This window comes from Kitasatospora sp. NPDC048407 (genome assembly GCF_043200475.1).
In the GTDB taxonomy this organism is placed as follows: Bacteria; Actinomycetota; Actinomycetes; order Streptomycetales; family Streptomycetaceae; genus Kitasatospora.
In genome coordinates this window covers 225,954-240,232 of the sequence record NZ_JBICXW010000008.1, presented here as the reverse complement: position 1 = coordinate 240,232, position 14,279 = coordinate 225,954, and the positions used below count along the sequence as shown (strand labels likewise).

Below are 14,279 nucleotides of genomic sequence, written 5' to 3'. Positions count from 1 at the left end.
CGGTCAACTCAAAGCCAGCGCCCCCTCGATCTCCCGCCGGTTGGTGATCCCCAGCTTGCCGAACACCTTCCGCAGGTGCCACTCCACCGTCCGCGGGCTGAGGAACAGCTGCGCGCCGATCTCCGCATTCGGGTGCCCGGCGGCGGCGAGGCGGGCGATCTGCGCCTCCTGCGGCGTCAGTTCCGGCCCGCCGACGGCCCGCTTGCGCACCGTCTCACCGGTGGCGAGCAGCTCGCGCCGGGCCCGCTCGGCGAACGCCTCCTGGCCCATCCGCGCGAACTCCTCGTACGCGGCGCGCAGTTCGTCGCGGGCCAGGGCCCGCCGGTTCTGGCGGCGCAGCCATTCGCCGAACAGCAGCCGGGCCCGGGCCTCGAACACGCCGAGCCCGCCCGCCCCGAAGTGCCCGACGGCCTCCCGGTAGCGGTCCTCGGCCTGCTCGGGCGGCCCGGCCAGCGCCTCGGCGACCGCCCGCGCGCCGAGCGCCCACGGTGTACCGGCCCGGCCCCAATCGGCCAGCCGCTCCCGCGCCCCGGCCGCCGCGGCCGGGTCCCCGGCCCGGACGGCCGCCTCGACGAGTTCGCCGCACGTCCACTGGTGCACCGCGAGATCCCGGTACTCCGCGCCCCGCAGCGCCGCCTCCAGCGCCAACGGGTAGTTGCCGAGGCCGTTGTGGAGCACGGCCCGCGCCCACGCCGCGGTCGCGGTGAGCCGGCCGAGGCCGCACCGCTCGCCCTCCCGTTCGGCCGCCCCGATCGCGGCCAGGGCCGGCCGTTCCCGGCCCTGGTACGCGCCGATGCCGGCCGTCGCGGCCAGGCGCATCGCCAGGCCGGCGCCGTTCTCGACGGCGGTCGCCCCGGCCAGCAGTTCACGGGTCTCGGCGAGCCGCCCCGCGAAGCCCAGCGCGGCCGCCCGGTGCGGCAGCGCCGTCGAGAGGATCGACAGCGCGCCCGTCGTCCGGGCGGAGCGGACCGCCCGCTCGGTGACGTCCAGCCAGGCCGCGAGGTCGCCCAGCTCGGCGGCGGCGTTCGCGGCCGCCCACAGCAGGGCCGGGTCGTCGATGTCGGGGACGGCGCGCAGCGCCCGCGCCAGCAGCGGGTGCGCGGCGGCGGGCCCGTCCGTGGTCCACGCGGCGAGGGCGCGCAGCAGGATGCCCGCCGGCTCGTCGCCGGGCGGCAGCGCGCGGGCCGCCCCGGCGACCTGCCGCAGCGCCCCGTCGTCGTGCCGGCCGGCCCAGATCGCGGCGCCGAACGCCATCAGCGCGGTCTCCCGCGCGGCGGCCGGGTCGAGCGCGCCGAGCCGGTCCGCCGCGTCCAGCAGCGGCCGCACCACACCGAGTTCCGGGCCGGCCAGGGCCGCCACCCTGGCCCGCAGCCGGTGCACGTGGGCCTGCTGGAGCGGGTCCAGCGCGCCGAGTTCGGCGGCGGCGAGCAGGTCGGGCACCCGGGCCGTCAGCCCGGCCGCGAGGTACGCGTCCGCGGCGGCCAGCGCGCGCCGCGCCCGTCCCTTCGGGTCGGGGGTGAGCGCGGCGGCCCGTTCCAGGAAGGACGCGGCGGCGGCCCGCCCGCCGCGGGCCAGCGCCCGGTCGGCGGAGCACTCCAGCTCGACGGCGACCTCCTCGTCCGGCCCGAGCGCGGCGTGCGCCCGGTGCCAGGCCCGCCGGTCGGGGTCGCGCCCGCCGTCGGTGGCCTCGGCCAGCGCCTGGTGCGCGGCCCGCAACGCGGTCGCGTCCGCGCCCCGCCAGACGGCGGAGCGCACCAGCGGGTGCCGGAACCGCACCGCGGCCCCCACCGTGATCAGCTCCCCGGCCGGCGCCGCCGCCTCCGGCCCGACGCCGAGGAACCGCAGCGCGTCCCACAGCAGCGGCCCGTCGCCGACCGGTTCGACCGCCGCGACCAGCAGCAGCGCCCGGGTGTCGGCCGGCAGCGCCTGCACGCGGCGCCGGAAGCCGTCCTCGACCCGGGTCGCCAGCGGCCCGGCCCCGGGCCCGCCGAAGCCGAACGCCAGCTCCGCGGGCGACAGGCCCCGGGGCAACTCCAGCAGCGCCAGCGGGTTTCCGCCGGTCTCGGCGACGATCCGGTCCCGCACCCGGGCGTCCACCGGCCCGGGCAGCACGCTGTCGAGCAGCGCCCGGGCCTCGGCGTCGCCCAGCCCGCCCAGCGCGAGGTCCGGCAGCCCGGCGAAGCCCTCGTCGCCCGCCCCGTCCACGGCCCGCTCGGCGAACACCAGCGCCACCGACTCGGCGTCCAGCCGCCGTCCGACGAACGTCAGGATCCGCTGCGACATCAGATCCAGCCACTGCGCGTCGTCGACCAGGCACACCAGCGGCGCATCGGCCGCCGCCTCCGCGAACAGCCCCAGCACCGCCATCCCGACCAGCAGCATCTCGGGCGCCGCCCCACCGCTCAGCCCGAACGCCACCCGCAGCGCGTCCCGCTGCACCTCGGGCAGCCGCTCCAGCCGGTCCAGCAGCGGCGCGCACAGCCGCTGCAACGCCGAGTACGCGAACTCCGCCTCGGCCTCCACCCCCGCCGCCCGCACCACCTGCAACTGCCCGGCCAGCCCCGCCAGTTGATCCAGCAGCGCCGACTTCCCGACCCCCGCCTCCCCCCGCACCACCAGCACCCGGCTGCGCCCGCCGCGCACCTCGCGCAGCAGCCGCTCCAACTCCCCCGACTCCCGCTCCCGCCCGAGCAGTTGACGCTTCGCCTGGTCCGCCATGGTCCCCTCCGGTACGAATCCCCTCCCGGAGGAGCCATGACCATCCTACGAACACCGCCCGAACTGCCGATACGACCTCAGTTCGCGGGCGCCTGAGGGGTGTCCACCAGCAGGTCGAACGCCAGCCCGCTCGCCCCCTCGCCCCGGCCCGCGCCGCGCTGGGCGCCGAGCCAGACGCAGACCCGGCCGCTGCGCCACCGGGTCCGGTGGTAGGCGACGGAGAGCCGGGTGCCGGTCTGCGGGACTTCCTCCTGGTTGACGAAGTACCCGTGCGGTGTGGCGGCGTCCAGTCCCTCGCGCAGCAGCGAGGTCCGCGGCTGGACGGGCGGCAGTACGCCGACGACGTCGGGCATGGCGGCGCGTTGCAGCTGGACGGTGCGGTTGTCGCCGGGGACGTGCACGGGGATGAACGGGATCCAGTGCTCGGGGACGGAGTTCATCGCCTCGTAGGCGATCGGCGCGAGCGGCGCGTCCGGTGGGGCGGGCGGGTGGAGGCGCAGGTGGTAGGCACGGATCTCGGCGGCGACCTCGCTGCCCCGGCGGCCCGGGCCGGTGGGGCGGGGGACGGTCGCCTCGATGCCCCAGACCAGGTCGGCGGCCTCGTCGCGGACCAGCGACACTTCCTCCAGCGCGGGTCCGTCGGCGACCTTGGGCACGCTGGCGGGCAGCAGCAGGCTGGTGTCGGCGGGGGTGTCGGGTCCGGCGTCGATGGTGTCGAGGGTGTACATCGACCAGCGCTGCCAGTTCTCGTCCAGGCCGGTGCCCGCGGGGGTGATCCACAGCCGCTGTCCGAACACGTCGGTGACGGCGAGTCCCTGGATCGACGCGAGGGTGCCGACCGGTAGTTCGCACGGGAGTTGGTACCAGTTGTTGCTGTAGACCAGCGCGAACTCGAGGAAGATCAGCCGGGCCAGGTCGGTGCTGTCCGGCGACACGGCGGCGAAGTTGGTGCCGCCGTCCTCGATCGCCCACCAGCGCGGCAGTGGCATGCCGGCGTAGCGCAGCGGCGCGGGGAAGACGGTGCGGTTGATCGGCGGGAGTGGCGGTTCGGCGCCGCCGACGGGGTGGTCGGGGTCGATCGAGAAGGCGTGCCAGTCGAGTTCGCCGCCGGGGAACTCCTGCGCGGTGAGCACCTTTTCGGTGCCGTCGGGGGCGGTGCCGGCCACCGAGAAGCGGTGTTCGAGGCGGCGCGGGTCCCAGCTGTCGTCGCCGTCCGGCTGGTCGATGAGGTCGTCGAACCAGGCGACCAGGCGGGTGCCGAGGGCGTCGAGCGCGGGGTAGTGCAGGTGCAGGATGTCGTTGATGCCGTCGGAGGCGTGGCCGCCGCCCTTGATGTGCCGGTACAGCAGGTAGCCGTCCATCCGCCGTCCGGCGACGGCTTGGAGAGTGGACCAGGTCTCCGGGTCGGACACCCGCGGGGCGTCGGTGTCGGCGGTCGGGTCGGGCAGCGCGATCGGGTACATCCGGACGTACTGGCCGCGGAAGTCGAACGCGATGTTGGCCAGCACCGGGTCGCGGCCCAGCAGTTTGAGCCACCGCCGGCCGATCGCCAGCCGCAGGTCGAAGGCGATCGGGTCGTTTCCCGCCACGAAGGCCGGCGGGCGCCGCTCGGCGAGGGCTTCCAGCGGCCGGTCGTCCGGCAGTGGTTCGGCGGCGCCGTCGTCGGGGCGGAACCGGCTGGGCCGGGTCCCGGCGATCGAGTACGTCGCGGTGACGGGTGAGCCGCCGTCGGTGGCGCGGAACTCTCCTAGCTGCCACTGCCGGGTCAACAGCCATAGCGGGTCGCGCAGTTCGGCCCGCAGGGCGCGCTGGAAGTCGGTGGTGCGGGGCCGTCCCTCCAGCCGGTTCCACACCCCGACGGCCGGGTTCGTCCGGCCGGCGAGTGCCGTGGGCAGGTCGGCGATGCGGGGCTCAGGCATGGGCGGCCTTCCAGCGCTGGTTGGCGGTCGCGAGGTCGGTGGAGATGGTGATCGGCTGCCGGGTCGCGGACATCACGGTGGCGGGCAGCAGTTGGGCGTAGGCGGTGTTGTCGAGGTGTTCGGGTTCGACGCCGCGGGTCTTCGCCAGGTCGAGTGTCTCGCCGATCGCGGCGATCAGGTCGTCGGTGTTCCAGGTGCCGGTGCGCACGGGCGGCACGACCAGCAGCATGGCCTGCGGCGGCTGGGAGTCCGGGCCGTCGTAGTGCAGCGCGATGCCGGTGGTCTCGCGGTCGGTGGGGATCACCTCCGTCCATTCGTCGAACAGCAGGCCGACCCGGGTGGTGGAGGGCAGCAGCGGGTCGGGCGCGTAGTGGGCGGTGAACAGCACCTTGTCCTCGGTGATGGGCGTGTCGTCGGCGAACTCCATGGCCAGCCAGTGGTCGCCGGGCCGGAACGGCAGCTGGATCGGCGTCAGTTGCGGTTCGGCGGACCCGAGCAGGGAGCCGAGCAGCCCGCCGGGCCCGCGCAGGGCGTCGCTCAGCAGCACTGCCTGTTCCCACAGCCGGGGCTTGTCGCGGACCCGGGCGACGCCGTGCGCCCAGTCGTCGATCGGGAAGTCCCTCCCGAACGGGGGCTGGGTGAGGTGCTGGACGAGCGTGCCGCTGGCGGTGACGGCGTTCTGCCAGTCGGCGGCGAGCTGCGGGTCGGGCGTGAACTCCGGTACGGCGAGGGCGTCCTGGCCGAGCAGCGCCTTGAGCGCGTCGAGCGCCGCCGTGACCTGGTCCGGCCCGGTGACGGCCGCGTCGTACGCGGCGAGCGCCTGGTCGGCGCCGGCCAGCCGGGCGAGGACGTCGGTGTGCAGCGCGCCCGCACGGTCCAGCAGGTCGCGGCAGAACAGCACCACCCGGTCCTGGAACGGCTGGAGGCTGAGGTCGGTCGGGTCGAAGGCGGTCAGCGGGAGCTTGCCGGCGACTTCGGCGAGCAGGCCGCTGAGCGTGGTGCGGACGGTCCTGGCCTCCGCCCGGAGCGAGGCCAGCTTGTTGGCGAAGGCCTGCCGCCGTCCCACCAGGATCCCGCGCAGGACGGCCGGCAGGGCGGGCAGCGGCGTGGTGGGGGTGGTGGCGATCAGCCGCTCGGCCTGTTGCAGCAGCCGGAACCGCTCGGCGGCGGAGGTGTTGAACGGCAGCGCGTCGTAGGTGGCGAGCAGCGCGTCGGCCTGGGCCAGCGCCCTGGTCATCCGGTCCGCGGCATCGGCGACGGCGGCCAGCACGTCGCCGAAGACGCCCCGGCGCCACATCGCGAGTTCGCCCCAGCCGCTGCGGACCATGCCGAAGCCGGCGGCCGTGGTGACCAGGTTGGCGTACCCGGCGAGCAGGGTGTCGACGGTGGCGAGGATCTGGGCGCGCTGCGGCGGCGCACCGGCCGGGTAGAGCGGCGCCAGCGTGGCGAGGTAGCTCTCGACGTTGACGCGCAGCACGTCCAGCGAGGCCCGGACGGCGGCGGGGCGTTCGCGGGGCAGCGAGACGGCGTCGTCGGCGGCCCGGTCGGCGGGGGCCGGTCCGGCGGCGGGCATCAGGTCGGTGGGGCGCAGCGGCCGGGCGGTGGTCAGCAGCGGGCGCAGCACGTTGATCAGCGGGGCGAGTTCGAAGAAGGTGATCTTCCCGGCGACCCGGTCGGTGTAGTGGATGGTCAGTTCGGCGTCGGGCCGCGGGTTGTCGAGGGCGATGACGGCGCCGGTGATCCGGTCGTCGAGGTCGGTCATGGCGCTGTCGCCGGCCGGGCGGACCGCCCAGAGCAGGTCGATCGGCTGGAGGTGGAGGTCGAACTGGCTGAGGGTGCGGCTGCGGGGCTGTCCGGTGATCGGGTCGGTCCAGGTGACCTGGGCGACGACGCCGGTGGCGGGCGGCAGCAGGGCGGGCAGCCAGGCGTTGACGGCGGGTTCGGCCTGGGCGCGCGGGGTGTTGTGGGAGAGCGGGGGCGCGCCGGTGTCGGGTTTGAGGCCGGGGGTGAGGCGCAGGCCGAAGCGGTGGGTGAGGGTGGTGCCGCTGCGGGGGGTGGTGACGACGGCGGGTTCGGGTGGCAGTCCTTCCTTGGCGTACGCGTCGAGGGTGGCGGAGGCGCGTTCGGGGTTGCCGAGCAGCGCCTGGTGGGTGCTTTCGGCGACGGCGAGGTCGGAGAGCGCGTCGTGGACGTCGAGGAGGTCCTGGACGGAGCGGTCGACGACGGCCTGCTGGGCGCCGTTGACGGTGGGCAGGCCGTCCAGGCCGAAGGGGTAGGTCTGGGGTGCGTCGCCCCTGGTCAGCAGGCGGACCAGGGCGAGGCCGTCGATGACGTTGTGGGCTTCGAGCTGGCCGATCGCCAGGGGTTTGGCCGGGTCGGGCTGGTCGGCCTGGCCGGGGACGGTGTCGGCGATCCGGCCGGCCCGGAGCGGGAATTTGAGGCGCAGTGCGGAGATCAGGAAGTCGACCTCGGCCTGTTCGTGGGCGTCGTGCAGGGCGCGTTCGAGCCGGTAGCCGAGCAGCGCGCCGAGGGACTGCCCCTGCCGCATGCCGTCGAGCAGGCCGAGGGCGATCCGGACCCGTCCGGAGCTGAGGTTGACGGCGAACGAGCCGGGGTTCTGCGGTGAGCCGTTGGCGAGGTAGCCGGCCCGCAGCACGGCGGCGGTGCGGGCGTGGCCGGGGGACGGGGCGTGCAGGTGGCCGCCGTTCTTCGCGTCGTGCAGCAGCGGCGTGCTGCCCTGGAAGACCTGGGCGAGCGGCCCGGTGAGGGTGATTTCGGTGAGTGTGCTGGTGTCGCGGCGGCGGACGTCCTCCAGCCAGCCGTACACGCCGAGGTGCAGGCCGGGGGTGGCGGGGGCGGTGCCGTCGGGGCCGTAGCGCAGTTCGGCGAGGCGTTCGTTGGCGAGGCCGAGGCGCCAGGCGTCGAGCCGGTAGGTGGCGCAGTCGAGGTGTTCGGCGAGGACGCGCTCCAACCGGGCGGTGGGCAGGGTGGTCAACAGGTCGAGGGCGGTGGCCTGTTCGGCGAGGCGGGCGGTGCCGGGGGCGGTGCCGAGGACGCGGGGGATGTGGTCGACGACCAGCCGGGTCGGGTCGCCGGTGATCTCCGGCGCGGCGGAGTAGAGCCGCCGGTAGCGGCTCTCGCTGGGCAGGGTCTGGCCGGGCGCGGGGATCTTGACGTGGATGAACGCCGGGTCGGCGGCGGCCTGTTCGGCGGGGCCGGCGATGCCGGCGGCGATGGCGAGTTCGGTGGCGGCGTCGGCCCAGCCGAGCAGCAGCGCGTGGCGGGCCAGCAGGTAGAGCAGCGCGGACGGCAGGTCGTCGTCGGGGAAGCCGGCCTCGGTGCGGACGGTCTCCAGGTCGGTGCGGGCGTGGGCGGCCAGCCACTGGAGGTAGTTGGCGCCGTCGGCGGTGTAGGGCCGGATCGGGTCGGTCTCGGAGAGCGGCCGGTCGTCGACGGGCGGGGCGAGCAGCGGGTGCTGGGTGTCGGTGAAGAGGCGGCGGACCAGGTCGGGGTCCTGGGCGTTGCCGGTGTCGGGGTAGCCGAAGCGGGTCAGCAGGTCGCGGATCGGCCCGGGCTGGCCCAGGCGTTCGAGCGCGGGAAGGACGGTCGAACCGAGTGCGCCGAGGTTCTCCCGGTTGAAGATGTCCTCGACGCTGAGCGCGTACCGCTGGTAGTACTCGGCGGAGGTGGGGTGCGCGGCAAGGATGTCCAGCAGGTGCTGGTGGGCGTCGGCGCCTTGAGCGCCGAGGTGGGCGACCTTGCCGGTGGCGGCCTGCCAGTCGGCGGCGGCGGCCTGGAGCACGGTGTACAGGCCGCGGCGGTGGGGCGCGACGGGGTTGGTGTCCGGCCAGGCGAGCCGGGAGAACGCGGTGGTGGGCAGGATCCCGTAGGGCTGCCGGCCGATCTGTACGGCGGGGACGGGGCCGCGGCCGGAGACGTGGTCGAGGTAGTACTGCCGGGTCTGTTCGACGACGGCCCGGCCGAAGATCGGGTGCAGCACGGTCTGCAGCTGGTTGCCCCAGGTGGCGGGCCACAGGGCGGTGTCGGCGGCGCGGGCGTCGCGCTGGTCGGTGCTGTCGGAGTTGGCCATGCCGGCCAGGGCGGCGGGGTCGAGGCCGAGCAGTTCGGCGAACCACTGGCCGTCGGTGCGGGTGGTCCAGTCCGCCCCGGCGGCGGCGGAGCGCAGGGCGCTGTCGGCCTGCCGGGTGGGGTCGGTGCCGGCGGGTGCCTGGGCGCTGTTGTTGGTGGGGGTGCCCTGGGGCAGCAGGCCGAGTCCGGCGGGGCTGCGGAGTTGGCGGGTGAGCCGGTCGGTCAGGTCGGCGGCGGACTGCGCCGGGGTGGACTGGGCGCGCAGGCCGAGCACCACCAGCCGGTCGAGGCCGCCGGCCAGGGCGGTGGTCAGTGGGATCCGGAAGCCCATGCCGTCGGTGACGGCCCGGTCGAAGTCGGTCAGCCACAGCAGCGCGTCGGGGACGGTCAGCACGCCGGTGGTCTCGTCGACCTTCATCGGGTCGGTGGAACTCGGGTCGGGGCTGACCTGGAGGCTCGCGGGGACGGGGTTGCCGACCAGGTCGACGACCTTGGTGCCGCCGGCCCAGCCGAGCAGCCGGAACCGGTCGGGCAGCAGGCCGGCGGTGGCGGCGACCGTCCAGGACTGCGGGGCGATGCCGGTGTCGGGCGGGCGGGGCACCACGGGGAAGGCCACCAGGACGGCGTCGCCGCTCGCCAGCGGCGCGGCGTCGATGCCGGCGGGCCGGCGGGCCCGGATCGGCGCCGCCCTGGCCGGGCCGACGGCGGCGAGCAGCGCGGTGTCGGCGGCCCGCAGCTTCACCCGGTCGCCGTGGGCGCGCCAGACCGCCGTCCAGTAGTCGACCGTCGGCTGCCGGTCGGCGGCGGCCAGCGCGGTGGCGGTGAGGATGACGAGCACGGTGGTGCCGGCGGGGACGGGCATCGGCCGGTCGCCGGGGTTGGCGGGCTGGTGGTTGCTCAGCAACCAGGTCGCCCGGCCGGGGGCGATCCGGCCGACCAGTTCGTGCCAGGCCGCCCGGTCGCCGACGGGGTCTCCGCCGGTGCGCCACAGCGCCGTCCAGTAGGCGTCGAGGGCGCCGAGTTCGGCCTCGGTGGGCCGCGGTTCGAAGGTGTCGACGGACCAGTCGTCGGGGAAGACGCGGACCAGCAGTTCGGTGGCGGTGAACGTGGTCTCGATCCGTACCGGGCCGAGCAGGACGGGGAAGTCGTCGCTCAGGGCGTTGTCGGCCATACGGGGAGCATCTCCTGTGCGTGAATGGCGACCATGATCGGCGCCCGGAAGAGGATGTAGGCGATGTCGGCGGAGCTGAGCCGGGAGTACCAGAGCGGCAGCGTCGCGTCCTCGGTGTGCTGCTGCTTGGTGTCCGGGTCCTCCTCGGCGGGGTCGAGGGGCGCCAGCGGGACGTTCGTGGTGTCGGTGAACTCGACGAAGCCGGTCCCGCCCGGGTCCACGTCCTGCCAGTTGAGGTCGTTCCACAGCTCGACGGGCGGCTGCGGTCCGGCGTCCGGCTCGTTGAGGCCGAAGCGGGGTTCGCCGGGGCGTTCCTTGAGGACGAAGAACCAGCCGGGGTCGGCGGGCGGATTGCCGCGCGCCTCGGCGGCGTCCAGGTCGAACCCGATCAGGTAGATGTCGGGTTCGACCTTGGCCTCGTAGAGCGGCAGCCGGACCAGGTCGGGCGTCGGGTGGTCCTCGTCGGGCAGCGGCGCGGGGATGCGTTCCCCGGTGGTGATCGGGTTGCCGGCGTCGTCCAGCGGCCAGGCGGCCTTGTGGGCGTACACGGCGGTGTTCGGGTACTTCTTCAGCAGTTCGCCGCGGACGACCAGCACCAGGTCGTCCTTCTGCGCGGTGCCGGGCTGCTGCCGGTTGTCGTTCTCGCCGAGCAGTGCGGCGGGGCCCCAGCGGTGGATCGGTTGGATGTCGTAGAGCCGTTCGCGGCGCTGGTCGGCGGTCTCGCCGGGCGGGGAGAGCGCGGCCCGCGGGTCCCAGAACTGGCGGAACGGGGTGCCGCGCTGGTCGGTCGGGTACTCGCGCCAGAGCATCAGCCGGGCCATCTCGTGGTTGAGGCCGACCAGGTACGACTCGATGAAGCGGCGGTTGTTGGCCAGCAGGGTGATCGAGTTCGCCGGGATCAGGTCCAGGTTGGGCGCGAAGACGTCCGTCGACTGGTCGAGCAGCGAGCGGTACATCGGCAGGTCGATCACCGGGTAGGCCATCGCCTCGATGAAGTTCTCGGCGAACGGGCGCAGCCGCTCCGGCACGTCCACCGAGCCGAGCAGGCAGCGGGGGACGGTGGTGTCCGGGTGCAGCCCCGTCAGCACCGCGTCCGTCGTCCCGGCGACGCCGAGCGGGCCCCGGGCGGGGGCCTGTCCGACGGCGTCGGCGTCGCCCCAGCCCTGGTAGAGCTCGGTGAGGGCGCCCTTGTACCGCTGCGCCTCGGGGCTGTCGACGGTGCCGCCGGTGGTCGGCGGGACGGGGTCGCCGATGTCCTTGAGGACGAAGTCCGGGCTGTGCGGCAGCGATCCGACCGGATCCGCCGCCGCCAGGCCGATCACGGGGTGCAGGACGTGATCGAGCTGATCCGGGGTGACCAGGGCGGCCGGTTTGACCTTGGGCGCGGCGGCGGTGACGGCGCCGGTGTCGGCGTCCATCCGCGGCAGCAGCGCCTCGCGGGGCTGGTCGGGCGGGAAGGTCAGCGAGCGCATCAGCCGGGCGCCGGGGCGGATGAGGCGACGCATGGTGGCCGACAGCGGGGCCTCGGCAACCCGGCTGGCCGCCACCTGGAAGCCGACGGCCAGTTGCTCGGCGGCGGCGTCGAGCGCCGCACCGGGCCCCGGAGTGGTGACGCGGGGGTGGGCGGGCGCGGTCAGCGTCAGGTACTTGCCGGTGGGCGGCGGCGGCACCGCGCCGGCCGGGGCGGCGGGCGGCGACAGGTGCTTGACCTGGAGCCGGTGCCCGACCTCGCGGGCCAGCTGGGCGGCGCGGATCTTCGCGTTGGCCGTCAGGACGTCGCCGATCTGGGCCCACGCGACGTCCATGAACTCGTCCTGCCGCGCCTGGACGACCTTGGTGCCGAAGTTCGCGGCGACCCGGTGCCGCGGGTCGAGGTTGAGGCGGTGCACCCAGTTGCGGTTGGCGGGCGAGGGCAGCGGCTGACCGGCGTCGTCGATCAGCAGGTGGTTGGTGAGCGCGTGCCAGCGGCCGTACAGCGGCGGGGTGATCACCGGGTCGACGCCGGCCGACAGCGACATCGCCTGCTCGGCCGGCAGCGCGCCGTTCACGGCCGCCGGGGTGGCGGACTGGTAGGCCTCGGCGAGGTTGACCAGGTTGGCCAGCGCCTGCTCGAAGGGGTGCGGGTAGGGCGCGGCGGGCGCCGGCTGGTCGTAGAAGTTGTCCCAGTTCTCCCAGGCGTCGATGGGCTGTTCGGGCAGCTGGAGCGCGCCGCCGAGCTTCAGCACCCCGCCGATCGCGGCCGGGGTGGTGATCGGCGGCAGACCCGGCCCGGCCGAACGGTGCACGTCCATGTCCCGGCGGCCGACCGCGGGGTCGGGACGGCGCGGCTTCAGCAGCCGTACCAGGTACTCGAAGTCGCCGGTGGCGCCGGTGGTGAACGCCCACCGCTGGTAGTAGGGCAGTTGGCCCGCACCCATGCGGTTGGGGTAGTCCGGGCCCCAGCTGGAGTACAGCGCGGCGGGCGACAGCGCCGGGTCGAACCCGAGCCCCGCGAGCCGTCCGGTCTCGAACGCCGGGACGAGGAACGCCTCGTACGCCACGTCGTGCTGGAGGTGGCGCGGGCAGACCAGCCGCGAACAGGCCCGGTCCGGGTCGGTGCGCAGGATCTCGGCGAGCTCCCCGAGCACCGGGTCACCCGGTCCGCCGAGCTCCCGCGCCACCGGATCGTCCAGCGAACCGTTCACGTGCACGTGCGCCCAGGCGCCGAGCTGGTCGGGCGGCGGAAACACGTTCGGGTTCTTGACGGTGACGAACGGCAGCGGGGTGCCGCCGCCGCCCTCCTCGAACTCGGCGGGCGCACCGTTCGCGTCCGCCCTGGCGGCGAGCACGACGAGCGCCAGCCAGGGCGCGAGCCGGTCGGTGGAACCGTCGGCCACCGCCGGGCTGTACCGCCAGGGGAAGTCCTCGTCGTAGAACTCGATGTGCGCCAGGTAGTTGGGCTCGATGTTGGTGGTGCCCGGCAGCGGCTCCCGCCGGGAGATCGCCCGCCCCTCGACGCCGACGATGTCGCCCGGACCGTACAGCTGCACCGCCCGCTCGACACTCTGACTCAGCGGGCTGCCGTCCAGGCCCTCACCGCTCAGCAGCAGCTTGACCGGGATGGTGGCGCGGGCCGCCGTACCCGGGTCCTGGGTGATCCGGGTGGACAGGCCGGTGCGCAGCCACGGCAGGAACGAGTAGCCGTTCGCGGTCATGCCCCACTCCCGTTGAACAGCTCGGTGGCGGCGGTGAGTTCGGTCGTCGTCGGGTCGGCGGCGGCCAGTCCGGCGCGGGCGGCGCCGCCCGCCGCGAGCACCCGGCCGTCGGGCAGAACGGCCACCGCGAAGCCCCACCGGCCGGTGGGCATGCCCGGTTGGGCGGTCCAGGCATCGGCGGCCGAGTCGTACTGGACGACGCTGCGGAAACCGGCCTCGTCGGCCTCGCTGCCGGTGCCGCCGACCACCAGCACCCCGCCGGTGCCGACCGCGACGGCGCGGTGCTGGGCGCGCCCGGCGGGCATGTCCTTGGCGGCGGTCCAGACGCCGGTGGTGAGGTCGTACTTCTCCGCCGTCCGCCGGCTGACCGGGTCGAAGGTGCCGTCGTCCGCGGCCCCCGGCGCCCGGCCGCCGGTCACCAGCACGGTGGTGTCGGACAGCGCGGTCGCCTGGTGCAGGGCGCGCGGACGCAGCAGGCTGCCGGTCGGGCTCCAGGTGCCGGTGGTCGGGTCGTACAGCTCGCAGAACGCGAGAGCCGGGTCCTGGCCGGGCCCGACGGACGCGGTGCCGCCGACCGCCAGCACCTTGCCGTCCTTCAGTACCACCGCGACATGCCCCGACCGCGCGTCGGTGAGATCACCCGTCACCGTCCAGGTCCCCGCCGCCGGGTCGTACAACTCGGCGGACCGCAGCGCCTTGGTGGTGCTCCCGGACCGGACGGCGCTGCCTCCCGCCACCAGCACCTTGCCGTTCGGCAGCAGCACCGCGCTGTGCCCCCAGCGGGCCTGGTTCATCGTCCCGGCCGGCGTCCAGGTGTTGGCCGCCGGGTCGTAGACCTCGGCCGAGGCCAGCCCCGGCGCGGTGGATCCGCCGATGCCCCCACAGGCCAGCACCTTCCCGTCGGCCAGCGCCACCACCGCGTGCAGCCGCCGCGGCGAGGGCTGAGTGGCGGTCGCCGTCCAGGTGTCGGCGGCCGGGTCGTACACGACGGCCCGCCCGAGAGCCGCTCCGCTCGGGTCGCTGCCGCCGACCGCCAGCACCTTCGAGGTCCCCTTCAGCACGACCGGCCCGTCGTGCTGCCCGTACCAGGCCGTGGCCCCGGTCAGATCGTGAGCGGCGGTCCACTTCGCTGCGGCCGGCGCGATGGTGCTGGTCATGGGGGTCGAACCTTCCGTCATGGGGTTTACG

General features: G+C 75.1%; 5 protein-coding genes. All 5 read right to left on the bottom strand.

The features are described from left to right. Positions 1-3: 3 nt before the first annotated feature. The 5 genes from ACGFWJ_RS17985 to ACGFWJ_RS17965 all read right to left on the bottom strand — a co-directional run bounded on the left by ACGFWJ_RS17985 (position 4) and on the right by ACGFWJ_RS17965 (position 14,248). Entirely contained in the window at positions 4-2,718 is a 2,715-nt protein-coding gene (locus ACGFWJ_RS17985) for an ATP-binding protein (protein ID WP_392950454.1), read from the bottom strand. 77 nt (positions 2,719-2,795) lie between these two features. After that, positions 2,796-4,637: a hypothetical protein gene (locus ACGFWJ_RS17980; RefSeq protein ID WP_392950452.1), complete on the bottom strand. Its 1,842-nt coding sequence runs from the start codon at positions 4,635-4,637 to the stop codon at positions 2,796-2,798. Next, positions 4,630-9,897 carry a hypothetical protein gene (locus ACGFWJ_RS17975; RefSeq protein ID WP_392950450.1) on the bottom strand — a complete coding sequence of 1,756 codons (5,268 nt, stop codon included), beginning with the start codon at positions 9,895-9,897 and terminating at the stop codon, positions 4,630-4,632. Before ACGFWJ_RS17975 ends, ACGFWJ_RS17980 begins: the two co-directional genes overlap by 8 nt. Continuing rightward, positions 9,879-13,091 (bottom strand): hypothetical protein, encoded by a 3,213-nt coding sequence (locus ACGFWJ_RS17970; RefSeq protein ID WP_392950448.1) that lies wholly within the window; start codon positions 13,089-13,091, stop codon positions 9,879-9,881. The genes ACGFWJ_RS17975 and ACGFWJ_RS17970 overlap by 19 nt, the downstream gene beginning before the upstream one ends. Further along, positions 13,088-14,248, bottom strand: a complete 1,161-nt coding sequence (locus tag ACGFWJ_RS17965) for a Kelch repeat-containing protein (RefSeq protein WP_392950446.1) — start codon at positions 14,246-14,248, stop codon at positions 13,088-13,090. The genes ACGFWJ_RS17970 and ACGFWJ_RS17965 overlap by 4 nt, the downstream gene beginning before the upstream one ends. Between the last annotated feature and the right edge of the window lie 31 nt (positions 14,249-14,279).

Coding starts and splice junctions, on each gene's coding strand:
- ACGFWJ_RS17980 (WP_392950452.1), bottom strand. CDS start 4,637: ATGCCTGAGCCCCGCATCGCCGACCTGCCCACGGCACTCGCCGGCCGG.
- ACGFWJ_RS17970 (WP_392950448.1), bottom strand. CDS start 13,091: ATGACCGCGAACGGCTACTCGTTCCTGCCGTGGCTGCGCACCGGCCTG.
- ACGFWJ_RS17975 (WP_392950450.1), bottom strand. CDS start 9,897: ATGGCCGACAACGCCCTGAGCGACGACTTCCCCGTCCTGCTCGGCCCG.
- ACGFWJ_RS17985 (WP_392950454.1), bottom strand. CDS start 2,718: ATGGCGGACCAGGCGAAGCGTCAACTGCTCGGGCGGGAGCGGGAGTCG.
- ACGFWJ_RS17965 (WP_392950446.1), bottom strand. CDS start 14,248: ATGACCAGCACCATCGCGCCGGCCGCAGCGAAGTGGACCGCCGCTCAC.